20 protein-coding genes are annotated in these 25,399 nt (G+C 37.4%); 13 read left to right on the forward strand and 7 right to left on the reverse strand.

Annotation, left to right across the window (positions count from 1 at the left end; all coding sequences use genetic code 11):
* Positions 1-60 precede the first annotated feature (60 nt).
* From EWU23_RS02545 to trmB, 6 genes are read left to right on the forward strand one after another with little or no spacing between them, the layout of a single operon-like run.
* Positions 61-3,084, forward strand: coding sequence for a tetratricopeptide repeat protein (locus EWU23_RS02545; RefSeq protein ID WP_166228485.1), 3,024 nt, complete (start codon positions 61-63; stop codon positions 3,082-3,084).
* Between the two features lie 6 nt (positions 3,085-3,090).
* Entirely contained in the window at positions 3,091-4,788 is a 1,698-nt protein-coding gene (locus EWU23_RS02550) for a TonB-dependent receptor (protein ID WP_166228487.1), read from the forward strand.
* 1 nt (position 4,789) lies between these two features.
* Positions 4,790-5,824: an HU domain-containing protein gene (locus EWU23_RS02555; RefSeq protein WP_166228489.1), complete on the forward strand. Its 1,035-nt coding sequence runs from the start codon at positions 4,790-4,792 to the stop codon at positions 5,822-5,824.
* 4 nt (positions 5,825-5,828) lie between these two features.
* Positions 5,829-6,722, forward strand: coding sequence for an energy transducer TonB (locus EWU23_RS02560; protein ID WP_166228492.1), 894 nt, complete (start codon positions 5,829-5,831; stop codon positions 6,720-6,722).
* Positions 6,723-6,740: 18 nt separating this feature from the next.
* Positions 6,741-8,030, forward strand: coding sequence for a bifunctional folylpolyglutamate synthase/dihydrofolate synthase (locus EWU23_RS02565; RefSeq protein ID WP_166228494.1), 1,290 nt, complete (start codon positions 6,741-6,743; stop codon positions 8,028-8,030).
* A gap of 3 nt (positions 8,031-8,033) precedes the next feature.
* On the forward strand, positions 8,034-8,693 hold the full coding sequence (trmB, locus tag EWU23_RS02570) for a tRNA (guanosine(46)-N7)-methyltransferase TrmB (RefSeq protein ID WP_166228496.1): 660 nt from the start codon (positions 8,034-8,036) through the stop codon (positions 8,691-8,693).
* A 46-nt stretch (positions 8,694-8,739) separates the two neighbouring features.
* On the opposite strand, the gene gap is transcribed toward trmB, so the two are convergent.
* A complete protein-coding gene (gap, locus tag EWU23_RS02575) occupies positions 8,740-9,732 on the reverse strand; it encodes a type I glyceraldehyde-3-phosphate dehydrogenase (protein WP_166228498.1) in 993 nt (330 codons plus the stop codon).
* Between the two features lie 501 nt (positions 9,733-10,233).
* On the opposite strand from gap, the gene EWU23_RS02580 reads away from it, so the two are divergent.
* The 6 genes from EWU23_RS02580 (at position 10,234) to EWU23_RS02605 (ending at position 15,420) form a co-directional block, all read left to right on the forward strand.
* Positions 10,234-11,052 (forward strand): 2,3,4,5-tetrahydropyridine-2,6-dicarboxylate N-succinyltransferase, encoded by an 819-nt coding sequence (locus tag EWU23_RS02580; RefSeq protein ID WP_166228500.1) that lies wholly within the window; start codon positions 10,234-10,236, stop codon positions 11,050-11,052.
* A gap of 48 nt (positions 11,053-11,100) precedes the next feature.
* Positions 11,101-11,943, forward strand: a complete 843-nt coding sequence (locus EWU23_RS02585) for a CvfB family protein (protein ID WP_166228502.1) — start codon at positions 11,101-11,103, stop codon at positions 11,941-11,943.
* Between the two features lie 77 nt (positions 11,944-12,020).
* Positions 12,021-12,533: a helix-turn-helix transcriptional regulator gene (locus EWU23_RS02590; RefSeq protein ID WP_166228504.1), complete on the forward strand. Its 513-nt coding sequence runs from the start codon at positions 12,021-12,023 to the stop codon at positions 12,531-12,533.
* A 362-nt stretch (positions 12,534-12,895) separates the two neighbouring features.
* Positions 12,896-13,363, forward strand: a complete 468-nt coding sequence (locus EWU23_RS02595; RefSeq protein ID WP_166228506.1) for a pyrophosphohydrolase domain-containing protein — start codon at positions 12,896-12,898, stop codon at positions 13,361-13,363.
* Positions 13,363-14,040, forward strand: a complete 678-nt coding sequence (locus EWU23_RS02600; protein ID WP_109325060.1) for a response regulator transcription factor — start codon at positions 13,363-13,365, stop codon at positions 14,038-14,040. The genes EWU23_RS02595 and EWU23_RS02600 overlap by 1 nt, the downstream gene beginning before the upstream one ends.
* Positions 14,041-14,046: 6 nt before the next feature.
* Positions 14,047-15,420, forward strand: coding sequence for a HAMP domain-containing sensor histidine kinase (locus EWU23_RS02605; protein WP_166228508.1), 1,374 nt, complete (start codon positions 14,047-14,049; stop codon positions 15,418-15,420).
* 252 nt (positions 15,421-15,672) lie between these two features.
* Here the strand turns inward: EWU23_RS02605 and EWU23_RS02610 are convergent, their stop codons facing one another.
* On the reverse strand, positions 15,673-17,115 hold the full coding sequence (locus EWU23_RS02610; protein ID WP_166228510.1) for a hypothetical protein: 1,443 nt from the start codon (positions 17,113-17,115) through the stop codon (positions 15,673-15,675).
* Between the two features lie 54 nt (positions 17,116-17,169).
* The gene (gyrA, locus tag EWU23_RS02615; RefSeq protein ID WP_166228512.1) at positions 17,170-19,755 is read right to left on the reverse strand and encodes a DNA gyrase subunit A; all 2,586 of its coding nucleotides are present in this window, start codon (positions 19,753-19,755) and stop codon (positions 17,170-17,172) included.
* 572 nt (positions 19,756-20,327) lie between these two features.
* Between gyrA and EWU23_RS02620 the strand changes: the two genes are divergently transcribed.
* On the forward strand, positions 20,328-22,103 hold the full coding sequence (locus EWU23_RS02620; RefSeq protein WP_166228514.1) for a metallophosphoesterase: 1,776 nt from the start codon (positions 20,328-20,330) through the stop codon (positions 22,101-22,103).
* Here EWU23_RS02620 and EWU23_RS02625 read toward each other — a convergent pair.
* From EWU23_RS02625 to EWU23_RS02640, 4 genes are read right to left on the reverse strand one after another with little or no spacing between them, the layout of a single operon-like run.
* Entirely contained in the window at positions 22,100-23,122 is a 1,023-nt protein-coding gene (locus EWU23_RS02625) for a LacI family DNA-binding transcriptional regulator (RefSeq protein ID WP_166228516.1), read from the reverse strand. The genes EWU23_RS02620 and EWU23_RS02625 overlap by 4 nt on opposite strands.
* A 41-nt stretch (positions 23,123-23,163) precedes the next feature.
* The gene (locus EWU23_RS02630; protein ID WP_166228518.1) at positions 23,164-23,526 is read right to left on the reverse strand and encodes a dihydroneopterin aldolase; all 363 of its coding nucleotides are present in this window, start codon (positions 23,524-23,526) and stop codon (positions 23,164-23,166) included.
* A 1-nt stretch (position 23,527) separates the two neighbouring features.
* Positions 23,528-24,445 carry a DivIVA domain-containing protein gene (locus EWU23_RS02635; RefSeq protein WP_166228520.1) on the reverse strand — a complete coding sequence of 306 codons (918 nt, stop codon included), beginning with the start codon at positions 24,443-24,445 and terminating at the stop codon, positions 23,528-23,530.
* Between the two features lie 24 nt (positions 24,446-24,469).
* Positions 24,470-25,369 (reverse strand): WD40 repeat domain-containing protein, encoded by a 900-nt coding sequence (locus tag EWU23_RS02640; RefSeq protein ID WP_166229023.1) that lies wholly within the window; start codon positions 25,367-25,369, stop codon positions 24,470-24,472.
* Positions 25,370-25,399 lie beyond the last annotated feature (30 nt).

Consider the following 25,399-nt stretch of genomic DNA (forward strand, 5'->3'; position numbering starts at 1 on the left):
AATTAATTGGAAGAAAAATCGTATTATTGTAGTAATTGAGAATGCTGTAATCTTCTACAAATGAGAAAACAAAATCGTACGCTTTGCTGGATTCCAGCTATTTTATTTTTCTTGCTTTCTTGGTCGGCGGTGGCACAACAAACCTTGAGTTTCGGGGATCAAACGCTCCACTTTCGACAAGCCAAAGAATATTTTGATTCTAAAAATTATGTAGCGGCGAAGGAAGAGTTTTCTGCCTACTTGGCAAGTTTGGAACCCTTAAATAACGAGCAAGCAGGTCAGCGAGTTTTGGCAGAATATTACATGACCATGTGTACCTTATACATGAGTCAGCCCGAAGCAGAAATCGTTGCCGATCGTTTTGTGGCCAATTACCCAGAACATCCTCAAGCAGTTAAACTAATGCGTGGCATAGGAAGTTTCTTTTATGATAATGGAGATTACAAAAAAGCCATCAAATACTTAAGTAAATCTTCTGATACCAATTTAGAAGCTAAGTTCAAATTAGCCGTTTCATACTATCAATTAAAAGATGTAAGGGAAGCCTTGCCTTTATTCAATGAAATTAAAGTAGAGCCAGAAGAAGAATTTGCCTTTGCTGCAGCCTATTACGCCGGTGTTATCAATTTTGGAGAAAAACGCTATGGAGAGGCTAATAGCGACTTCAAAAAAGCCGAAGGTTCTAGTCGTTTTAGAAAAGATATCCCCAATTGGATTGCCATGTGTTATTTTCATGAGGGCAAATTCAATGAGTTATTAAATTATGCTGAGCCTATCTTAAAGCAGAAAAAAGCTGGCTATAACTTAGATGAGTTATCCCTTTTGGTGGCTGAAGTACAATTTAAACTAGGGTATTTTGAGAAAGCAGCGGTTAGCTATAGTTTATATAAAAGACTAAATCCTACCAAAATCACTTCAGAGATTCAATACCGATTTGGTTATTCATTATATAAAACCAATAAATTCAATGAGGCTTCGGATGAATTAAAAGCCTTGGCTACTAAAAAGGATACCTTAGCTCAGTATGCTGCCTTTACACTAGGTTTGGCTCAATTGAAATCTGGAAATTTGGAGGCTACACTGCAGGCATTTGGACAAGCTAAAGATTTAGCTTTTAATGTGCAGATTCAAGAAGAAGCCTTTTTTAATCATTCCAAAGTATTATTAGATCTGGGAAAGGCTAGTGAAACCATTTATGCCATTCAGGAATTCAACAAAAAATATCCCAAAAGTAAGTTTACGGAAGAATCCACTGAATTAGTGGCAGATGCTTTTATCCATTCCAACAACATTCAAGCGGCTTTGGATTATTTAAAAGGTCTTGCTAATCGCAATGCAAAATTAAATGCAGCTTATCAAACCTTGACCTATAATTTAGGGGTTAAAGCCTACAATGAGAATAAGTTTGACCAAGCCTTGGATTTATTTCAAACATCATCTGAAAATCCTGAAAGTGCAGATTTGAAATTTCAAGCTTTGTATGGAAAAGGAGAGGCCCTGTCTCAGCAAAAGAAATACGAGCAAGCCATTCAAGTTTATACGCCTTTGTTGATTGGTACTCCTCCAGTAGCTAAACCAAATGACTTTTTACAAAAAGTGCGCATCGGTCTAGCTTATGCTTATTTCAATACTAAAGACTTTAACAAGGCCAATATCTTGTTTAAGGCCTATGTGGATCGTTTGAAATTAAGTCCAGATGCTAAAAACAACCCAACCATTTTAATTCGTTTGGCCGATACCTATTTAGTATCTAAAAAATACGATGAAGCCTTAACTTATTATAATCAGGCGATCGATTTGGCTAAAACGGAAAAAGATTATGCTTTATACCAAAAAGGTGTAACCTTGACCTATTTGAATCGTGATACTGAAGCGAAAGCAAGTTTCAAACAATTAAGAACCTCTTTCCCGAATTCCAAATATGTGGATGATGCGGCATTCCAAGAAAATGTTATTTCATTCAATACCAACAAATACAAAGAAGCCATTGTTGGTTTTACTGACTTAATCGAAACCAATTCAAAAAGTCCTTACTTCACCCAAGCACTATTGAAGCGAGCGCAATCCTATGCCAATACCAATCAGCATGAATTATCTATAGCTGATTACAAACGCATTATTCAAGAATTCCCAAGCGATAAAACGGCAAAAGATGCCTTGGTAGGCCTTCAAGAAGAATTGAATGAAGTAGGTAGACCAGAAGATTTCGGACAATTATTAGGAAACTTTCAGAAAAACAGCCCAGATGAAGCAGAAAATGTGGATTTGGAATATCGTGCTGCCAAAGGTATTTATTTAGGTGAAAAATACGACAAAGCCATTGCACCTTTGAAAGCCTTCATTGAAAAACATCCAAGCAATGAGAATTTGGTAGAAGCGACCTTCTTAATTGCTGATGCGGCTTATCGTACCAATAATAAAACGGAAGCTTTAGTCTTTTACAAAAAGATGGTGGAACAAAATGTTCATCCTCAGATTAATAAAGCCATCCAACGAAGTGCAGAGATAGAATTAGAAAATAAAAACTATGCTGCTTCTGCCAATTGGTATCATTTGTATAAATCTAAATACACAGGAGCTAAAGATCAATTATTGGCAAATAATGGTTTATTGAGCACGTTCTTGGACGCTAATATGCTGGATTCAGCTGCTTATATCACAGATGAATTAATTCAATTAAAAGATATCAGTGAGGAGGAAAAAGCAAAATTGGCTGAAAAGATGGCCAATACTTTTGAAGTTGGGGGTGATGTAGTTAATCAGAGAAATTGGTTAGGAATCACCACGCATTTGGATAAAAATGATATTGGCGCCTTAGCTCAATTAAAATTGGCAAGTCTTTTGTACAAAGAATCCAAATTCAAAGAGTCCAGCGACATGATTTTAGATAAATTCAGAAATGTATATTCGGAGGCTTCTGATACCATTTTAGGTAAAGCCTATATCTTATTGGCTGATAATTTCATTGCTTTAAAGAATATCCCACAAGCTAGAGCTACCTTAAAATCCATTGTAGATAATTCCAGTGATGCGGAGGTAATTCAAGCAGCCAAAACTAAATTAGAAAGCTTACCCTTAAAATAATATAAGATGAGATTCAATCGAACAGCTAAAAAAGTATTATTCACTGCTACATTCGGACTCTGCTTAGGCGCATTTGAGGGTTTTGCCCAAAAAAGGGAAGGCTCCATACAGGATGAAGCTATTGAAGTAGAGAAAACTCGAAAAATAGAATTACAGCCTCAGGTATCTCGTGGATTTGATCCATTAGAAGAAGCTAAAGATTTACGGAAAGACCGTAAAATGAAATACGATTTAGTGGACAGAAAATGGGAAGGAGCATCTTTGCCAAAGATCAACAATTCCATTGTTGACCCTAGAGAAGGGGATGAATTAACTTCATCCTATGGACCTAAGTTTAAAAATGTATTCAAGGTAGGAGCAGGAAATTATGGTCATACCTTAATGAATGCCCATTTTGGATTTACTCCCAATGAAAATTCCTTTCATGGCTTGTACATTAACCATGATGCCAATCGCAGAGGACCTGTAGCGACCAGTTTTTCTGGCAGAAATGAAAATGAGATTAAAGTGTATAGTAAGACATTCACTCCATCTTATTTATTGAATGGTTCTATTAGTTATAAAAGGGTAGAAGCCAATTGGTACGGTAAACCTGAGGCACAATTCAACAACATCGCCAATGGTACATTTGGCGTTTATTATGATCGCTTTAATTATGTAGGAAGTATTTCTAGTGCTAAAAAAGATGCTAAATTTGACTATATCGCTACTTCCGGATTAACCATGATGTCTACTTCGCAAAATGAAAGAGAGTGGATATGGGATAGCAAGATTCAAACCGTTTTAACCATCAACGATAATTTATCAGCACATTTTTCAGGGGATATGACCATGAGCGAATACGCTAGCTTGGAAAATAACCGAAGAGAGTTATATCGCATCAAACCAAGTTTTTTCTATAAAAATGATCGCGTATCCGTGCATGCCGGCATTAATGTGGTCAATGAAAAGGATAAACTGAAAGGAATTAATACCACTAGCCTATTTCCAGTAGTAAAACTAGATTATAAAGCGGCTAATTTTATTCACTTTTTTGCAGGTTTAGGTGGTGATACTTATTTCAATACGCTAAGTCAAATGGCTTCACAGAACCCTTGGTTGAGAAGCCAAATCGATTTAAGAAATACGGCTCAAACGGCCAATGTATTTGGTGGATTTAAAGGTTCCAATGAGCGAAGTTTTGATTTTGAATTTAAATTCATGTATTCGGAATTCACTAATTTATCCTTTTTTGTACCCAGTACGGCGGATAGTTCTAAATACACCGTTATCTATGCAGGTGATTTGAAAAAGGCGCAAGTCATGAATTTTTCAGGTCAATTTAATTATCAATTGAATGAGCGTTTCTTATCTGTTTTGAAATACGACATCAACCAATATGAGAATTTAGGTAGTTTGGAAAAGGCTTATCACCGCCCAGCTATGAACATCTCCTTCACCAATTCCATCACGTTCAAAGATAAAATCATCATTTCCCCTGATGTATTTTATATGAATGGACTATATGGTTTAAATCCTAGAACCAATACCGCTGTGGCGATGAAGGATATCATTGACCTAAACTTAAAAGTGAATTATTTAATCACAAAAAAGTTTAATGCGGCCGTTAGTGCGAATAATTTACTTGGAAAAAATTACGAAAGGTATTTATTTTACCCTTCACAAGGTTTAAACTATACTGTAAGCGTAGCTTATTCATTCTAATATGACGATCAATAACTCCATAGTTAACTTAATTGAAACATTACTCTATGAGCATGACTGCATCATCATACCTAATTTTGGAGGATTTGTAGTCAATGTTAAGGATTTTGAATTCAATACTAAGGAGGAAAAAATTTACCCAAGAAGAAGGTGGATTGCATTTAATGAAAGACTTCGCTCGGATGATGGAATTTTAGCTACTGCCTGGGCAAAAAAGGAGGGAATCAGTCATAAAGTGGCTTTTGACCAAATCAATCAATTCAGTAAATCATTGAAAGATTCACTGAAATCTGAACAAAATTTAGTTTTAACTAAATTAGGAACTTTAAGTTTAACGGCTGAATCAAAAATTTCATTCGCTCCCAATCCAGAACAAAACTTTGATTTAAGCCAGTTTGGCTTATTGCCCGTAGGTTTACCTGCTACTGCAAAAATTTCCAAGCCCATTTTATTGGAGAACCCAATTGAAAAATCCATGACTTTGCATGAAGAAATTAGCGAAGAAACAGTAGAAGAAGAGGAAATGGTGCCTAAAAGAATCAGTACCAAAGTCTATGTTTATGCTCTCTTAGCCTTTTTACTGGGTGGACTAAGTGCCTATTTTTTAACGGAACCCAATTCTCGCTATGTAAATAGCTCCTTGAGTCCATTTACGATTAAAATTAAAAAAGAGAACAATACCCCGATTCCTCAGGAAAGCAAAGCGGTTATTCCCGTGGAAAAAGCTGTCTCTTCAGATTCAAGCAGCTTGCCTAATCCAACCGTACCTTCGAAAGAAGATATAAAAAGTCCTGTTAGCCAAGCCCATTCGGTATACTTAGTCGCAGCCAGTTTTCAAACACAAGCAAAAGCAGAATTAGCGGTGAGTGAATTAAAGGCCAAAGGATTTGATCAAGCTGTCATTTTACCAAAAGAACAAGATGCAATCCATTTTCGTGTAAGTATAGGCTCGGAAGCTACTATGGAAGCAGGATATAAAAAGGCGGCTGAAATTAAAAGCCAAAAGAAATTAGACATTTGGGTGTTTAAACCATAAGGATATGAATAGCGTTCTCGCACAGAAAGAACTAGAGAAGAAGAATCAGTTAAAGGCATTAGTGCTCACTATTTTAATCAATGGAGGACTTTTGTTGATTTTCTGGACTTTGAACATTTGGTCAGGCGATGAAGTAAAAATGGAAATTCCAGCAGGGGGATTTGAAGTCAACTATGGTAATACAGATGAAGGTGGAGGAAATATTCAAACCCACAATCAAGCAAATGATTTACCCAATGAAGTGGAGTCTAAACCTGCCGATAAAAAAGTAGAACCTAAAAAAGAAATTGTTAAAACAACGCCAAGTAAGGAGAGTCCATTATTGAGTTCTACGGTTAAAAGTACGGTAAAAATTGCCGATAAACCTGCTGAAAAAGTGGCTGTTAAGCCTCCCAAGCCCATAGTAGAAGAACAACCTAAAATAGATGAGTCAGCCTTGTTCAAAAAGAAATCCACTAGCAATGGAACAAGAGGAACGAGTGATGCTCCTGGAGGAAATTCGAATGGAAACGACAAAGGAAAAATTGGCGATAAAGGTCAATTAGACGGGGATATCAATAATTCTGCTATTTATTCTGGACAAAAGGGTAAAGGCGGGGGTAGTGGTGGTGGAATCGGCGGAGGAAATGGCATAGCCTTGAATATGACAGGATGGGCATTAGCCTCTAGGCCTCAGGTAAATGATGATTCAGATGAATCAGGTATCATTCGTTTTTCTCTAAAAATTGACGAAAGTGGCAATATCATTTCCTTAAGAATCATTGAAAATACCTTATCGGCTTCTGTGGCTCAGAAATATAAAAGAGCGGTAGAAAAATTGAGTTTTAAACCTACCTCAGCCGGTGAACGTCCAGAAGTATCGACTGGAACCATTGTATTTAAAATCAATTCGAAATAATTCTTTTACAATCATCGAATGGATTATAAAGAAGTCATTGCTTTTTTATACAGCCAATTACCCGTATTTCACAGGGAAGGTAAAAAAGCATTCAAACCTGGTCTCGGGAATATCCAACAATTATGTGAACGTTTAGGGAATCCTCAAGATTCTTTCAAAGCTTTACATATTGCTGGCACCAATGGAAAGGGAAGTTCTTCCCATTTCATGGCATCTATTTTACAAGAGCATGGCTATCGAGTTGGACTTTATACTTCTCCACACCTAAAATCTTTTACGGAAAGAATTAAGATCAATGGACAAAATGTCTCGGAAGATTGGGTAGTACAGTTTGTTGAAAAAAATATTCAACTGATACAGGATATCAAACCATCCTTTTTTGAATGGACGGTATTAATGGCTTTCTCTTATTTCAAAGAACAACAAGTAGAATGGGCTGTCATTGAAACAGGTTTAGGTGGTCGACTGGATTCAACCAACATCATTCAACCCCAAGCTTGTTTGATAACGAACATCAGTTGGGATCACCAAGATATATTGGGAGATAGCCTAGAGTTGATTGCAGGAGAAAAAGCAGGAATTATTAAGCCAGGAGTTCCGATCTGTATTTCAGAGCGACAAAGTTTTTCGGAACAAATATTCCAAAAAAAGGCGCAGGAAATGAAAGCGCCCATTGTTTTTGCTGAAGATAAAATACAATGGATTTCACATACAAATGTACAAGAGCAACTTCTTCTCCAAGGAAAGTCTAGTCAGCATGAAACTTTTGAAGTTGCATCTCCTTATGCTGGCGAATACCAAGTAAAGAATATCGCAGGAATTTTAGCTTGGTGCGAGCAGATCCAAGAGCAGGAAATTATCCCTTTGCAATGGGAAAAGATCTTGGAAGGAATTGAGAAATCAAAAGTAAATACGCAATTACGAGGAAGGTGGGAGATCCTTCAAAAAAATCCTTGGATAATAGCAGATACTGGTCATAATGAAAGTGGAATCACTCAATTATTGTCGCAAGTAGCTCAACAAAACCAGGGAGATTTATGGATTATTTTAGGCATGGTGGCTGATAAAGACATTCATCTTGTCCTAAAATTATTTCCCCAAAATGCGCATTATATCTTTTGCCAAGCTAAAAACCCGAGAGCACTTTCGGCCGAAAAGTTACAAAAAATGGCCTTAGAGCATGGACTAAAAGGTATTTGTGAAATTGATGTCAACATGGCTATCAAAATGGCTAAATTATCCGCGAAGGAAAATGATTTTATTTTAATTACTGGCAGTACCTATTTGGTCGCTGAAATAAATGTGTAAGTTTTGAGTAGAAGAAAAGAATTCAAATACGATTTGGCCATCCGTTCGCCTTGGGTCATTCAGTCAGGAAAGGATTTTTTTGATTCCTGTCGGGGCAAATGGCAAGAAATCTATTTTAAAAATACTAATCCCATTGTGTTAGAACTAGGTTGTGGCCGAGGGGAATATAGTTTAGGGCTAGCCAAATTATTTCCGGACAAAAATTTTATTGGGATTGACATAAAAGGAGATCGGCTGGCAGCAGGAGCTAGGCAAGCGGAAACTGAAGGATTAAATAATGTCGTCTTTTTGAGAATTCAAATCCAGCATTTACCTGAGTTCTTTGCTGAAAATGAAGTGGATGAAATCTGGATTACTTTTCCTGACCCGCGTCCTAAAGATCGAGATGAAAAGAAAAGGCTGACATTTCCCTTTTTTCTAAACAAGTATCAAACAATTTTGAAAAGCCAAGGGATTGTTCATTTAAAAACAGATTCAGATTCCTTGTTTGAATATTCTTTGGAGCAATTGGTCAAGGAACCTTGGCAATTACTCATCCAGACCTGGGATTTATATCAATCTGAATGGAATCAAGATCATTATGGAATCAAAACCCGTTTTGAAGAGCTATTTTTCCAAAAAGGATTTTCCATTAAATATTTACGAGCAATCAATAACAAATAAAAAAGGGAGGCTAAGCCTCCCTTTTTTAATATCCAAAGTAAGAAAATTATCCTACACGAGCGATTAAATCTGCTGCACGAGAAGAATAACCGTACTCATTGTCATACCAACCAACAACTTTCACCAAAGTTCCCATTGTTGAAGTCAATTTTGAATCAAAAACACATGAGTGAGAATTTCCGATAATATCGATAGAAACAATCTCATCTGTATTGTATTCCAAAATTCCTTTCATAGGACCTTCAGCTGCCTTCTTAACGGCTGCATTGATTTCGTCTGCGCTAACTTCTTTTTTCAAGATGGCCGTAAATTCAGTAACTGAACCATCTGGAGTAGGAACACGCATGGATGAACCATCTAATAAGCCCTTCAAGTGAGGTAATACTAAACCAACTGCTTTAGCAGCACCTGTAGAAGTAGGAATAATAGAATAAGCAGCAGCACGAGCACGACGTAAATCCGCATGAGGAGCATCTTGCAAGTTCTGATCAGCTGTATAAGCGTGGATAGTTGACATATATCCTTTCTCTAAACCAAATGCATCGTCTAACACTTTAGCCATAGGAGCTAAACAGTTAGTAGTACAAGAAGCATTGGAGATGATAGTCATTTCATCAGTTAATGTATCTTCGTTTACACCTAATACTACTGTAGGAACATTTCCTTTAGCAGGAGCAGAGATAATTACTTTACGAGCACCAGCAGTTAAATGTTGGCCAGCACCTGCTTCATCAACGAAACGACCAGTAGATTCTAATACTACGTCAATTCCTAAAGCACCCCATGGTAATAATTTCGGATCACGCTCAGCTAATGCCTTGATTGATTTTCCATTAACAGTAATAGAATCAGCATCAGAAGTCACAGTTCCATTAAAACGACCGTGAACAGAATCATACTTCAACAAATGAGCCAGAGTGGCATTGTCTGTTAAATCATTGATCGCAACAACTTCGACATTTTCCTTTTCTAATAATCTACGAAAAGTAAGTCGACCAATACGACCAAATCCATTAATAGCTACTTTAATTTTTTTCATTGATACAAATAATTTGATTTCAGATTAAAATCAAAAATAGCCATTTTTCCTCAATTCTCAAAAATTGAACGATAAATATATGTTTAATCGCACAGGAGGCACTTTACACAAAAGTAAACAAGTTTGCTACCAATTACCCATATAGCTAATTATGTGGAATTTTAGAAAAAATTAACTGGATACGTTTTTTATTCAAGCTTTTTTTGCATATTTACATAAGCCAATCGCCCAGCATGCAAAGAAGGGTAGGGGCGTGACAGAATGTCACTTGTCTTTTTAGCTAAATTCTAGCTTATTTTTCGCCAAATATAATTTCGGACAAATTATCAACTAACTGATAATCAGATATTTAACTTATTAAAGTTGAAGTTAAATTTTACTGAATTTTTCTGGCATTTTGATAGACCTATTCAATAACCCTGTAGATAATTTCCTATGTCATATTGATTATGCAGGCATTTTCTCCGTTCTTTGTAGTATCAAATTTTGCATACTAATTATATGAATTCATTAGAAAATATCATTCAATCTGCTTGGGATGATACTTCATTGCGTAAAAACCCTGAAGTTATCCAAGCCATTGAAGAAGTTGTAGAAAAAGTCGATAAAGGAATCCTACGTACGGCAGAACCATTAGCTGATGGAAGCTGGCAAGTAAATGAATGGGTTAAGAAAGCCATTGTGATGTATTTCCCTATTCGTCAAATGTCAGTAAGTGAGGTGGGTATATTCGAATACCACGATAAAATGCGTTTAAAATCTAATTATAAAGAATTAGGCGTTCGTGTCGTTCCTCCGGCTGTTGCCCGTTATGGAGCATATTTGGCCAAAGGGACGATATTAATGCCATCCTATGTCAACATAGGAGCCTATGTTGATGAAGGAACCATGGTGGATACCTGGGCTACTGTGGGGAGTTGTGCTCAAATTGGTAAACACGTGCATTTAAGTGGTGGTGTGGGTATTGGTGGAGTATTAGAACCCCCTCAAGCTGCACCTGTGATTATCGAAGATGGCGCATTTATTGGTTCACGCTGTATTGTGGTAGAAGGCGCTCATATTGGTAAAAAAGCCGTTTTAGGTGCTGGCGTTACCATTACTGGTAGTTCTAAAATCATTGATGTCAGTGGTCCAGAACCTATTGAATACATAGGTTATGTTCCTGAAAACTCTGTGGTTATTCCAGGTAGTATTCAAAAGACTTTTGCTGCTGGAACATACGGTGTTCCCTGTGCGCTTATTATAGGTAAAAGAAAAGAAAGCACTGATTTAAAGACATCCTTGAATCAAGCCTTACGTGAAAACAATGTAGTCGTTTAACGTCAGAAATTGAATACCTTTACACCCGGCTAAACACCGGGTTTTTTTATGGAAAATGAATTAAAAATTGGGGAATATAATCGACTAAGAATCGTCAAAGAGGTTCCCTTTGGATTGTATTTAGATGGATACGAAGATGAAATACTTCTACCACTTCAGTATGTACCAGAAAGCTATGAAATAGATGGCTATATAGATGTTTTCATCTACCGCGATTCAGAAGATCGAATCATAGCAACTACCCTAAAGCCATTAGCAACGATTAATCAGTTTGCCTTCTTGGAAGTCAAGCAAGTAACCCCCATTGGTGTTTTCCTCGAATGGGGGCTTATGAAAGATCTATTGGTTCCTTTTGGTCAACAATGGGAAAAGATGTCTGTTGGGAAGTCCTATTTAGTTTATGTCTACCTGGATCCTCAAACAGATCGCATTGTGGCATCAGCTAGAATAGATAAGTTCTTATCCTTATTAGACGAAGTTGAAGAATTTACCATTGGTCAGAAAGTACAAGCATTACCATTTGAATACACCAACTTAGGAATCAAATGCCTAGTAAACAATTGTAAACTTGGCCAATTATTCAAAAATGAAATATTTACAAATGTTAAACTTGGTGAATTAATCGATGTTTACATTGATAACATACGTGAAGATGGCAAATTAGACTTACGTATTGAACCCATTGGCATTCAACGTATGGATTCACAAAGGGAAAAGATCATGGAAGCTATTAATCAACAAGGTGGTACATTAAACCTACATGATAAAAGCCCTGCTGAAGAAATATATGAGCAATTGGGTATGTCAAAAAAGGATTTCAAAAAGGCTGTAGGTGGTTTATACAAAAGTAAACTGATTACACTTGGTGACAATTGTATAATCAAATCGTAAACATTTGTAACGTAAATAAATTTTGCTTTTGTCTTTTATAAATTTAACTTTGTAATCTAGAAGGAATATTTACAAAGATGAATTTAAGTCAAAAGATAGAATTGTTAATTCAGAGAAAACAAATCAGTTCTTCTCAATTTGCTGACAAGATTGGAATACCTCGTAGTAGTGTATCTCACATCTTGTCGGGCAGAAATAAGCCTAGCTTAGATGTCGTTCAGAAAATTCTTAAAGCCTTCCCAGAATTAACGGCTGAGGAATTATTATTCGATGATCGACTACTCTCCCTGAATTCGTCACCAGCTCCTAAAATGGAAGTAAGCTCCAGTAGCCCATCCCTTTTTGATGCTCCGGAGGCAAGCCCCTCAGAATTGGATAAAAATTCTTTCGCTGAACCGACCATCGTACAATCAAATCTCAGACGGAATAGAGAAAGTGCTAAAAACAACAGTGGAAATGCTAGTTCGGTCAATTCCAATAGTACAGTTCCTAGTCTACTCGTGTCAAGTACACATTTGACTAAAAAGATTGAACGAGTGATTATCTTTTACACGGATGGATCATTTAGTGAAAGTAAACCTAGCGAGTGATGTAAAAGCAAGAATAGTATTTCCTGTTGTTTTGCTAATTAACATTTATTAGCAGATACATTGACTTATCCACGACTTATCCACATTCGTGCACAATTGTATTTTGAGACCTTTGAATTACTTATAAATACTCCCATTTTCTATAGTATCAGGAGTATTTTCATCTTTTCGGCTTTACTTATCCACATGATTTTGTGGATAAGTAGTGGGAATGTGTACAAAAGGAAACATTTCTTTCATTTTTCTCCACAATTTCACCATTGGAAATGAACAATTTCAAATCCAATGGTGGAAAAAGCATCCTTTCTAGGGATTTACTTTAACCAATTAATTGACTAATTTTAATCTATTAGATATACCCTATGAAAAAAATCGATTCCTTAAATCAAGTTGCCTTATTTCATGAAACTTTTGGAGCACCCATATTAGCTCAACCGTGTATTCCCTCGGAGGATCGTTGCAAATTACGCGTGAGTTTATTGGCAGAAGAATTAGAGGAATTGCAACAAGCCATCAAAGACCAAGATTTGGTAGAAATAGCTGACGCATTGTGCGACTTGCAATATGTACTTTCAGGGGCAGTTTTGGAATTCGGTTTAGGAGAAAAATTTGTCGATTTATTCAATGAAGTTCAACGTTCTAATATGTCGAAAGCCTGCAAAAGTCTAGAAGAAGCTGAAAAGACCGTGGAATATTACTTCCTTAAAGATGGTACGGAGGCTGAAATCAAAGAAGAACATGGCCTGTGGAAAGTGTACCGAAAATCCGACAATAAAGTTTTAAAATCAATAGCTTACTCTCCCGCTAATCTAAAAGAGATCCTTGGATGATACGAATCTTACTCATAGAAGATGAACCCAAAACGGTACAATCCTTGAAAAGAGGTTTGGAAGAAAATAACTATGAAGTTGAAGTGGCTTACGATGGACTCATGGGCAAGCAATTAGCCACGAGAAATACTTACCAGCTAATCGTTTCAGACATCATCATTCCTGGAATCAATGGAATAGAACTATGTAAAGAATTGAGAAGCTTGGGGATTCAAACCCCCATCTTAATGTTGACCGCTTTAAGCACAACAGACGATAAGCTGATCGGTTTTGAAGCAGGAGCCGACGATTACTTGGCTAAACCCTTTGATTTTAAGGAATTTATGGCGCGTGTTAAAGCGCTTATCAAGCGTTCCAATCAAACCCTAGTTGATTCTCAAGTCCTAAAATTTGCTGATCTTGAGTTGGATTTGACCAGCAAATTAGTGACTCGTTCCGGGCAAAAGATTAATCTAACTGCGAAAGAATTTCAATTATTGGAATACTTTTTGAAAAATCAGGAAAAAGTGATTTCAAAAGCTGAAATAGCTGAAAATATTTGGGAAGTAGAAGATGAAAACTCGTCCAATCTCATAGAGGTATATGTGAACTATTTGCGTAAAAAAGTAGATAAAAATTTCCCAAGTAAATTGATTCATACACAATTTGGTATGGGATATATCCTCCGACAAGAATAAGAAAACATGCAGATACGTTCCCGATTGACATATCAATTTACCTATTTGGTGTCAGCGATATTATTCGTATCCTATTTGATTATCTATATTTTCTCCCAACAGAATTACAAAGAAAATTTCTATTCGCGCTTAAGACAAAAAGCCAATACGGCTGCCGAACTCTTGGTTAATGTTAATCAAGTGGATTCCAAGTTATTACGCATCATCGATAGGGCTAACCGGGACATTCTCTACCGAGAAAATATCATGGCCTATGATACCTGCAATGAGCGAATTTACCGCTCGAACGATACCATTTCTTTTCATATTGATGTCAACCGGGTTAAGGAAGTCCGACGGAAAAAAGAAGTACGGTTTGCCCACGAAGATATCGAAATTCTGGGTACTGTCTTTGCCACTCCAGAGGGCCGAATCGTAGTTTTTGCAGGGGCAGTAGATCAATATTCCGCTGAAAATGCGAAAGACCTTAAAAACATTCTAATCGCCTTATTTCTATTATTTGTATTCATTGTGGTGATTTCAGGCTGGTTTTTTGCGGGAAGAGCCGTAAATCCCATTTCCGAAGTGATCAAACAGGTCGATCATCTCTCACCCAAACGACTAGAAGAAAGGCTAGAATCCTCTGATTCTGAGGATGAAATAGGGAAGATGGTATCCACGATCAATCGATTGCTAGAACGCATTGAAAACGCCTTTAAACTGCAAAAAACCTTTATTGCCAATGTCTCTCATGAACTGAAGAATCCATTAACTAAGATTTCCTCGCAGTTGGAGGTAAGTCTATTGAAGGAAAGAGCAGTGGAAGATTATAAAGAAACCATAGCCTCCGTGTTAGAAGATACCCAAGAATTAGCGGCCATCACGGAATCCTTATTAGAATTAAATAAAATTAGCATATCTGATTATCAGGCAGGTTTTCAATTAATCAGAATCGATGAGATTATTTGGGAAGCTAGAAGCTTAACTCAAAAACTCAACGGCCATTATAAAGTAAGCATTGATACGTCCTTCATGCCGGATGATGAAGAAGAATTGATGATTCGGGGCGACGAGAAACTGATTCTAACTGCGATTAAGAACTTGATGGAAAATGCCTGTAAATTCAGTCCGAAACACTGTGCATTTGTGGGCTTACGTGTCTACCATAACACCATCAATATTCGGGTGAAAAACGAGGGAAAAGGCATTCCTAAACCAGATCTACCTTTTATTTTCCAACCCTTTTTCCGTGGTGAAAATACCGCTTCATCCAAAGGTTATGGTATTGGACTTTCCTTGGTGGAACGCATTATTCACTTGCACAACGGTAGTATTCAAGTTCAATCCAATCCAAATGAATGGACGGAGTTTACCATGTCTTTACCGCAGACAAAACCGTGAGGGAATGATAGATTATAATTTATAATTGGTGGATTGTAAATGGTCAGTGAAGCTGGTTTTTTGTGGCTTGAAATGAATTTGCCATTTGTTATATAATTTATATTATGTTAAATAGATTCTTAATAAGAATGAATGCTATAAACTTCGAATGATAATTTTGCCCACCACAATCCACACTTATACTTTATAATTCATAATTATAAAAAAAGAGCCCAATCTCACGATTGGGCTCTTTTTTTACTGGTGAATGGATTATTTATCCAATTCCGCCAATTTGCTTTCCATCTTAAGTTCGCGGTAAACTTGCTTTAAAATTTCCTTCAAATCTTCATCTTTCTTCGTTGAATATGCTTTCTCAAAGAATGGTAAAGCTTCATTGTATTTAGCAGAAATTTGAGCTTCTACTGCCTTTCCTTCTTTCTTATACGTTTCCATATCCATGGCATTTACTTTCTTCTTGATTTCAGCTGCTTCATTGTAGCGGAAAGCTCCCATTTGGTATAAGGCATCATAGTAATTAGCATCAATAGCTAGTGCTTTAGTATAAAAACCTGGCACTTCTGATTTTAAAGCATTTACTTTAGTGGTCAAATCAGCTAATTTAGCGGCATTTTGAGCTGCATCCCCTACTTCAGCTTCCGCCTTAGTCAACTCCCCTTTCAATTCCTCTAATTTACCATTTTGCTCCTTAACCGTTCCGTCCAATTGAGTAATTTGAGCTGTAATAGCTGCTTTTTGCTTAGGTTGAGCCGTCTTTAATTTAGCTTTATTACGAGTAATCTCTTCTGTAAAGGCTGTTACTTGCTCTTTTTGAGCTGTTATCTTACGTTTAGCTTCATCTACTTTAACTGTTTTATCAGAAATTTTACGAGCCTCTTCATTCAAACCATTGATTTTATTTTCATACAATAGACCAATATTTAATAAAGACATCGCATCCTTTGGATCAGCCGCAATGGTTTTCTTCAATTGATCAATCGCTTGATCAATACGGTTGAAAGAAATCAACATATTGAATTTCTCATTTTTCAAATCCTTACTACCAGGATAAAGCGCAATTCCTTGATCTAATAAAGCTAAGGCCTTATCTTCTTGCTTCTTGTTTTTATAGATTTGGGACAAACCATAAATAATAGCTACGTCCTTCCCTCCTATTCCCATATAACGTTCATAAGCTGATAAGGCCACTTCGTCATTTTGAGATAATTGAGCTACCACACCTGTATACATAGCTGATGTAGTATCTTTTGGAGATAATTCAGATGCTTTAGACATGTATTTCAAGGAATTTTTATAGTCTTTTCCTTGATATTTGATGACACCCATGTTCATCAATGCACTGTAAATTTTCTTGTCTTCAATCAATTTCTCTGCCTCTTTAGCAATCGAACCTTTTTTTCCATCTTTAGTATCCAACTTAACCGCTTCATTGATATATTCAATGGCTTTAAAAACTGCATCTGCATCCGTCAATGCAAAGGTAGAATCAGGAAAAGATGCTACGTCAACATAAGCTAAAGCTCTATTTAACCATGATTTGGCCTTCGTAGGCGCTTTTTTTGCCTCTTCATCTGACTTTTTTACAGACTCTAAGATCGATTTTTTCTGAGCCTCTACCAAAGCCTTATCCGCTTGAGCGAAGGTCGAGCCCATGGCCATAGCCACAGTAAACAGGGTTAAAACTAGTTTTTTCATGTGATTGATTAAATTAAAAAAAAGCCCGAATTTCCCCTCGGGCCGATAAAATTATTATTCTTCTGTTAAAGTTTCATCTTCTGCCCCTAATTCTTCTCCTTCCTTACCTGTTTCTGGAGCATCTGGAATCAATTGACCCTCCACCACAGTTACAGTTCCATCTACCACTTCAGCCTCTTCAATTTCAGGCTCTTTGTCGATTTTGGTTACCGATGAAATCTCATCTGACTCATTCTTCAAACGAATCAATTTCACTCCTTGGGTATTTCTCCCCATTACTCGTAGCTCAGCGACACTGGTACGGATCAAAATACCCGCTTTCGTAATGATCATTAAATCGTTGTTATCATTAACTTCCTTGATCGCAACTAAATTACCTGTCTTTTCAGTAATATTCAGTGCCTTAACACCTTTTCCTCCACGATTAGTCAATCGGTAATCTTCTACCTCCGAACGCTTACCAAATCCTTTTTCAGACACCACTAACAACTGTTGTACTCCTGGATCAGATACACAAACCATACCCACCACTTTCTCCATAGCAATATCTTCATCAATCCAAATACCCTTTACTCCAGCAGCAGAACGACCCATCGGACGAACTCGGGTTTCTTCAAAACGAACAGAACGACCTGTATTAGTTGCAATGACGATTTGATTATTTCCATTGGTCAATGCCACGTCCAATAATCTGTCACCTTCACGAATGGTAATCGCTATAATTCCGTTTTGACGAGGACGAGAATAAGCTTCTAAACTTGTTTTCTTGATGGTTCCATCTTCCGTACACATCACAATGAAGTTATTATCGACGTAATCAGGATCTGTGATGGACTTCACATTGATTACCGCACGGATACTATCTCCATTTTCAATGTTCATCAAATTTTGAATAGGACGACCTTTGGATACTTTAGATCCCTCTGGTACCGCATAAACACGTAACCAGAAACATTTACCTCGTTCAGTAAAGAACAACAGCCAATTGTGCATGGTAGCCGTAAATAAATGCTCCGTATAATCATCGTCTTTGGTAGCCACTGCACGAGAACCTACTCCTCCCCTAGTTTGGGAACGATATTCGGTGATCGGTGTACGTTTGATATAACCTTGGGCAGAAACGGTAATCAACATTTCCTCATCCGCAATCATGTCTTCCACCGAGAATTCATCATCTGTCATGTTGATTTGCGTTCTACGCTCATCTCCATAACGAGTTTTCATATCAATCAATTCATCTTTGATAATTTGTAACTGACGCTCTGGTTTAGCCAAAATATCTTCTAACTCCTCGATTAACTTCATGATTTCTGCATACTCATGCATGATTTTCTCACGCTCCATACCAGTTAGACGCTGTAAACGCATCTCCAATATAGCTTTCGACTGCAGATCGGATAAGTTAAAGGTCGACATCAAGCCTTCTTGAGCCGAGCTTGGATCTTTGGACTCACGGATCAATTTAATCACCGCATCTAAATTATCTAGTGCAATGATGAAACCTTCCAAAATATGCGCTCTCTTACGAGCTTCACGTAAGTCATATTTAGTACGACGAACAATAATCTCATTTCTATGCTCCACAAAATGATGAATCAAATCTTTCAGATTGAGCATCATGGGGCGACCTTTAACCAATGCCACGTTGTTTACACTAAAAGAAGATTGTAGAGCTGAATGCTTGTATAAATTATTTAAAACGACATTGGCTACCGCATCACGCTTTAAATCAAATACGATGCGCATTCCTTGGCGGTCAGACTCATCGCGAATTTCAGATATTCCTTCTATCCTTTTATCATTCACTAAATCAGCACATTGCTTGATCAAGGAAGCTTTATTTACCATGTATGGAATCTCCGAAACAATGATTTGTTCCTTGCCTGATTTCGACGTGTCAAAGGTCGCATTTCCACGAACTACAATACGTCCACGTCCAGTTTCAAAAGCATTTTTTATCCCTTGAACACCATAGATAGTACCCCCTGTAGGAAAATCTGGTGCTTTGATGTATTGCATCAATTCCATGATCGTAATATCACGGTTATCAATATAAGCCGAAATACCATCCACAACCTCCGACAAATTATGTGGCGCCATGTTAGTAGCCATACCCACCGCAATACCCGAAGTACCGTTCAATAATAAATTAGGAATCTTAGCCGGCAATACTGTCGGCTCCTCTAATGAATCGTCAAAGTTGGGCTGAAAATCAACCGTTTCTTTATTTAAATCCGACAACATTTCGTCGGCAATTCGCTTCAATCTCGCCTCAGTATAACGCATCGCTGCTGGAGAATCTCCATCCACCGATCCAAAGTTACCTTGACCATCTACTAAAGGATAACGCAAAGACCAATCCTGGGCCATACGCACCATGGTATCATAGACAGAGGAGTCTCCATGTGGGTGATACTTACCTAACACCTCCCCGACTATACGAGCTGATTTCTTATATGATTTATTGTAACTAACTCCCAACTCCTCCATTCCAAACAACACCCTCCGGTGAACCGGCTTCAATCCATCTCGAACATCGGGCAATGCACGAGACACAATTACAGACATTGAATAATCAATGTACGCCCCTTTCATTTCATCTTCGATGTTGATAGGGATAATATTTGTAGATACTGACATAAATTATGGTTTGATGCGTTGAACAACCTCAAGGAATCAACACAAAAAATGATTGAATTACAGAGATTTCCAATAGCTACAAATATCATTAATTATGCCAATTTTTCCAAGATAAATCACAATAAATTGACAATTTTTCCCGCGTAAAAAAAAGCATTTTTTTTACATTTGATACCCCCATTTTTACACTATTTCTACGAATAACTAGGTGAGTTTTACAGGTCTTTTCTTGTCCGAAATTTTTATAAACTACCTTAAAAAAAACCTTCCTACTCCCCCTAAAGCCTTGGTAATGAGACGTAAATTTCATTTAATTAACAAGCGATTCTCCCATTCCTAACTTGACCAATCTCTAGACTCCTCTTTCCTCCCACCCATCGCAACCCATTGGTATATCGCCTAATCTTTTGTAGCTTTGAATCTATTTATATTCAATCTAAATAATAATTTTATCTGTTACATGGCAGAAATGAACATTTTACTTCCTTTGACATTAAAAATTCCATTTCATTGAACCAATTCTGAATACAAAAACTTAGGCTTTTGATTACCTTTACTCATTGTCGACAATTATGAACCTAAGAAAATCATCCTTTAACACCTATTTCCTGTTTATTGGGTATATCTCTTTACTATTGATTTTAGGTTTTTCTCCTATTGCTTTCGCACAAAAAATTACGCGATATCCCTACATCCAATTAGCTCAATCCAATTCCATATTAATACGCTACCGAACTGATCAAGCCATTGTATCTGAAATCAGCTTAAGTACCGATGGGAAAAGTTTTAATCCCAGTATCAAAAGTGCCAATCTTCAAACTGAACATAGTCTTTCCTTGACTGCTCTTCAACCTAGTACCAAATACTTTTATCGGGTTCATTTGGGCGAAAAAGAGATTTTGGGTGATTCTACTTACTTTTTTAAAACAGCTCCTAGTCTAGGTTCTAAGGAAAAAATATCCATATTCTCTGTGGGTGACATGGCTGCGGGTGATACCCAAAAAAAGGTTTACAATGCCTATTTGAACTACCAAAAAAGCAATTATACTAACATTTTTCTAAGCTTAGGGGATAATGTCTACTGCGGTGGTAGTGACGCTTGCTGGCAAGATGAATTTTTTAACCCCTATCAAGCTGGTCGATTATTGCGTCAAAGTGCCTTGTTTCCTTCAACAGGAAATCATGATTACGACAATCAGCCTTTCCCCTACCAACAAGATGAGCCCAATATGGCTTATTTTCAAAATTTTAGTTTACCTAGCAAAGGTGAATTAGGTGGAATACCCTCTTCTTCCGAAGCCTATTATTCCTATGATTATGGCAATGTCCATTTTATTTGTCTTGATTCATATGCCTGGGGAAAAGACAATTTCCGGATATTCGACCAAGTCAATAACATACAGTTAAACTGGCTGAAAGAAGACCTAAAAGCCACCAAACAAGATTGGAAAGTGGTGTATTTTCATTTTCCAGTATATACCAAAGGCACATACGACTCCGATGTCAGCGGTGAAATCATCAAACTTCGGGATTATTTGACGCGAGTATTTGACGAATACGGGGTTGATTTAGTCATGTCGGGGCATAGCCATGTCTATGAAAGATCTAGGCCACTAAAAGGGCAATATGGTCTGTCTACTGAATTCTCCCCTGAGAAAAATTGGCCATTCAATTCGTCGGGAAGATATGATGGAACAGATAAGTCCTGTGCCTATGTGATTAATAACTCCGATCCTAGCAAAAAAGGCACCACTTATATTGTGAATGGATGTGGAGGGCAAACCGCCGCACACCGCTTTGATTGGCCACATCCCGTGATGGAATTCTCTTTGGATAAGCGTGGAGGCTCCATGGCCGTAGACATTGAGAATAATCGATTAGATGCCAAGTTTATCGATGAAGACGGGGCCATTTTAGATCAGTTTACCATCTTGAAAGAAGTAAACAAAGTCATCAAACAAACCATCAATGCGTATGATGCGATTGAACTAAAGGCATCCTGGCCTGCTCCTGCTAATTCTTACAATTGGTCTACAGGCGATAAATCCCAAAAAATAAACCTAAGACCTTTAAAATCAAGTACATATATAGTAATAGACAGTCAAAAATGCCTACAAGATCAGTATGAAATAACGGTTAATCCACCATTGGGAACAACGAAATGGGAAGAATTATTGTATCAACCTTTTGATTCATTAGAAATATTTGATCTTTTAGGAAGAACATGGAAATCCATTCAAAAAGAAGGAATGGTAGATCAACAAATCATGGAGGGAATTCCGAGTGGTCAATATATTTTGGAATACCGCTACCAGGGAAAAAGATTCACCCTTAAATTAACGCACTAATTCAGTCGGGTTGAGGATTCTCTCACCACCAAATTAGTCTTTAAAACTTCGATTCTAGGGATAGATTCACCGGTTTTTTGCTCAATTTGAGCTAAAAGTAATTCCACTGAAATCCTTCCAATTTCATCCAATGGCTGTGAAACGGAGGTTATCGTCGGAGATATTACTTGACATATAGGTTCATTATTGAAACTAACTATTTTGACATCTTGAGGAACGCTGATTTTTAGTTCTTTCAATGCGGTTAAAACCCCAAGGGCTAAGCGATCAGAGACCACTAGTATCCCATCAGGACGATTGTCGCATTGCATGAGCAAATGCGTCTGAGATCTAGCCGTATCCTGATAATAATCGGAATGTATAATCAAACTAGGGTCCACTGACAATCCTGCTTCCTCTAAGGCATGAATATAGCCCAAACGACGTTGATTACTCACCGAAACATTCTTAGGACCTGCTAAAAATGCAATTCGTTTGCATCCATTTTCAATCAAATGCTTGACAGCTTCATAGGCAGATTGCTCATTGTCTACCATCACTTTAGACGCTTCAATATCTTCACAATTACGATCAAAAAATACCAATGGGATTCCCCTTCTCTGCAATCGAGTTAAATGCTCAAAATTACTGGTTTCTCTAGAAAGTGAAATGATGATTCCGTCTACTTGACCCCTAGATAAATTTTGAATATTAGTCAACTCTCGTTCATAGGATTCCTGAGTTTGAGTAATCAGCAAACTGTATCCTGCCTTCACTGCTGCTTCTTCAATGTGTTTGATGACGGTAGAAAAGAAATAATACCCTAAATCCGGTACGATCAAACCCAGTGTCTTCGTTTTATTTTTTACTAAACTGGTGGCCAATAAATTGGGTTGATAATCCCATTCTTTAGCCAAATCCAACACGAGTTTCTTGGTATCTGGATGAATATCAGGTAAATCTCGAAGGGCACGAGAAACGGTAGCCACAGAAACATTCAACTGCTTAGCAATATCTTTGATTGTTACTTGATGACGCATTCCGTTTGTCGTTTTGTTTCTAATTATTGTAAACCAAGCTCTTATTCAACTGTTTTATGCCAATGTATGGAGGAATTACCTCTACTTTGCCCAAGAGCTGGATTTTCCTTTCTTAAGCTTACTTCCAAGCCTTTTATGTGTGGCCAACGATGGAGTATGGAGCTTCCTATTTTTTCAACCAACGTTTCAAGCAAATCCACTGGCTCTTTCATGATTTGTTGGCAAATCTGGTACACTTGTCCATAATCCAATGTCTGGTTCAAATCATCTTGCATGTCACCTGGGGATACTAAACTAATGGTCACATCCAATTCATACCAATTACCCAATATTCTTTCCTCGGGAAAGTAGCCATGATAGGCATAAAAACGCAATCCTTGCCAGGCAACTTGGTAAAAATCCATATTAATTTAAATCTCCTATTTTCCCTTGAGGCCCAGAAGATTTAGCATAGGCTTCCAACACCTTATTCAAAGTAGGTAAACTATCATCTGGATTTAATTGAGTGGGATCTATTGCTTTTTTCTTACTAGTAGACGTTTTTTTCAAGCCTTGTGATTTAGGAAGTTTAGCTACCTGAGTGATTGTAGTCGACTTAGGTTTTCTGCCTCTTTTAGCTGGTATTTTACTTTCTACTATAGAAGAAGCTGGGGATTTAGGTCTGCCTACTTTCCCTTTGGGTTTGGCTTTCAGAGAAGGCTTTTTTATCCTTTTAGCCTGTTTGGGAGCTGTTTTCTGCTTTTGTGCCCTTGTCTTTCTCCCGATAGCAGACAATGCCGCTTCAGGCTCTATCGATTTAGCGAATGTCTCACTAGAAACCGACCACGTTTTAATTTGCTGTAAGGTTTTTTCAGATATACCCATCAATTGTCCAGCTACTTCTTTTTGAGCTTCTTGAAGACCACGTAAAACACGCTCTTGTTCTCTGATGGTCTGGTTGGATTGCAACAATATCTGTTTGGATTCCCCTTCAGCTAACAATTTAATTTTAGCTGCATCTTTTTCTGCTTGTTCAATTAGATGGCTAGATTGTTTTTGCGCTTTTTGCAAGGCCAATTCAGCATCCTTTTCGGCCTTTATTTTCCAATTCATCTGAGCTTCATCTGCCATTTGAACAGCCTTAAGCATGGATGATTCCGCTTCGCGCAGACGATTGAGTTCTTTCTCTAAATCAACAATCTTTGTCTCTAATCGATCTCGAGATTGTTGAATTGCATGATGGTACTCCTCTATTCGGAATAAATAATCATGTACTTCAGAAACACTGTATCCACGAAAGGATTTTGAAAAAGATGCTTCGGGTAGTTCGTATATATGCTCCATAATCTGCTAAAATAGAAAAAAACTTTAATGTATCTTCCAAACGGAGATATTTTTATCATCCGATGCCGAGACTAACAAATCTTTGAAAGGGCTCCAAATTAATTTATTAACCGAATTTTTATGCCCACCATATCGAGCGGCATCAATCACTTTCAATAAAGTTAAATCTCTAGCATCCCAAATCTTGATTGTCTTATCCATACTGGCGCTTGCAAACAAAGGATGCTGAGGATGAAATGCCAAATCATGAATCGCATACATATGGGCAATCACCTCTGACTCAGGCTGAAAATGAGAGGTAATTTCTCGTAAATTCCATTTCTTAATGCGCGCATCCTTCCCTACCGATATCAGCACTTGTTCCTTTTCCCAATAGTGTAAGCCAAAAACACTTCCCTCATGAGCCTTCCAGACATTTTCTAATTCAAATTTTGAGTTAAAAATGCGGATATAGCCATCACTATAAGCCGCTGCAATCCGATTCTGGGGCAACAAGCGAAGTGTTCTTACGCTTTTATCACTTGCCTTGATATGTTTAATAATTTGCTTAGAGTCTGCGTCTACCACACTGATCAATCCATCTTGATGGGCTACCCATACTTGGTCTTGAGTAAATAAAATATCAAAGATGGAATTACTTCCTAGGGCGATGGAAAAAATACGTTCCTGATTAGACAATTGAATCCCGTGAATTCCTTCAAAATTTTGCCCCACCCATAAAACGCCATGTTCATCTTGCTTCATGGCATAGACAGACCCATTTATTTGTGCAAGCACTTTGCCCAAATCAGGTTTTTGCAAATTCCACTGAACTACCCATCCATCAGAACCAGCCGAATAAAATTCATGCGCTTGCTCCCCTGATGCTAAAGAATAAATCGGTCCACGATGCCCAGAAAAGGTATCTATCCGCTCAATTTGCATGATGTCTACATTTGAACACAAAAATGGTAA

This window comes from Aquirufa beregesia (genome assembly GCF_011090385.1).
GTDB lineage: Bacteria > Bacteroidota > Bacteroidia > Cytophagales > Spirosomataceae > Aquirufa > Aquirufa beregesia.